Source organism: Shewanella sp. MF08487, assembly GCF_050848685.1.
Lineage (GTDB): Bacteria > Pseudomonadota > Gammaproteobacteria > Enterobacterales > Shewanellaceae > Shewanella > Shewanella glacialipiscicola.
In genome coordinates this window covers 1-868 of the sequence record NZ_JBOZPB010000066.1, presented here as the reverse complement: position 1 = coordinate 868, position 868 = coordinate 1, and the positions used below count along the sequence as shown (strand labels likewise).

The window sequence follows — 868 nt, the reverse complement described above, 5'->3', positions numbered from 1 at the left end:
AATATTCAAGACACTTAATAAAGTGTTTGAGAACTCATGTTCAATGCTTTCGCATTAAACGTTTTGTAATTAATTACATGACAGACTCATGCAATTAAATACTATCAGCTTTCCAAATTGTTAAAGAGCGGGCTTAAAAAAGCCAAAGATAATTTTTTAGTTTATCTTTGGCATCTCTATCCATAATGCATTGTACTTGTTTTCGGTATAAACCAGTCAAAACAAGCAGTAAATGGTGGAGCTATGCGGGATCGAACCGCAGACCTCCTGCGTGCAAGGCAGGCGCTCTCCCAGCTGAGCTATAGCCCCATTTACATGCAGTGCGAGTAAGTAAGATGTTCCAAACCTCTAAAAGGATTGGTTTGCCAATCATTTCTTATCAAGGCGGACAGTGGCGACGTTTAGTTCACTAAACGAGTCACTTTCCAACACTGAGAAGGAAGGATTGGTGGGTCAGAGTGGACTTGAACCACCGACCTCACCCTTATCAGGGGTGCGCTCTAACCAGCTGAGCTACAGACCCATCTTATTGATAAATCTACAACTATCCAGAACCACCGACCTCACCCTACTCTTTATGAGGGGATTGGGGTGCTAACCAGCTGAGCTACAGACCCATCTTTGATAAACCTATTTAACTAGGTCCATCTTTTACTCTTTCTTCTATCAAGCAAATCTGTGTGAACACTCAAAAGGTACACGGATGTACCGAATGTCGAAAATGCAGGAGCATTTTTCGACCAAACATTAAGTTAGTCGTATAGGTAAGGAGGTGATCCAGCCCCAGGTTCCCCTAGGGCTACCTTGTTACGACTTCACCCCAGTCATGAACCACAAAGTGGTGAGCGCCCCCCCGAAGGTTAAGCTA

2 tRNA genes and 1 rRNA gene are annotated in these 868 nt (G+C 43.5%); all 3 read right to left on the bottom strand.

The annotated features are described in order from the left end of the window. Positions 1-233: 233 nt before the first annotated feature. A tRNA-Ala gene (locus tag ACRN9H_RS19655) sits at positions 234-309 on the bottom strand. A 137-nt stretch (positions 310-446) separates the two neighbouring features. Then, a tRNA-Ile gene (locus ACRN9H_RS19650) sits at positions 447-523 on the bottom strand. Positions 524-765: 242 nt separating this feature from the next. Next, a 16S ribosomal RNA gene (locus tag ACRN9H_RS19645) occupies positions 766-868 on the bottom strand; the annotation flags it as partial.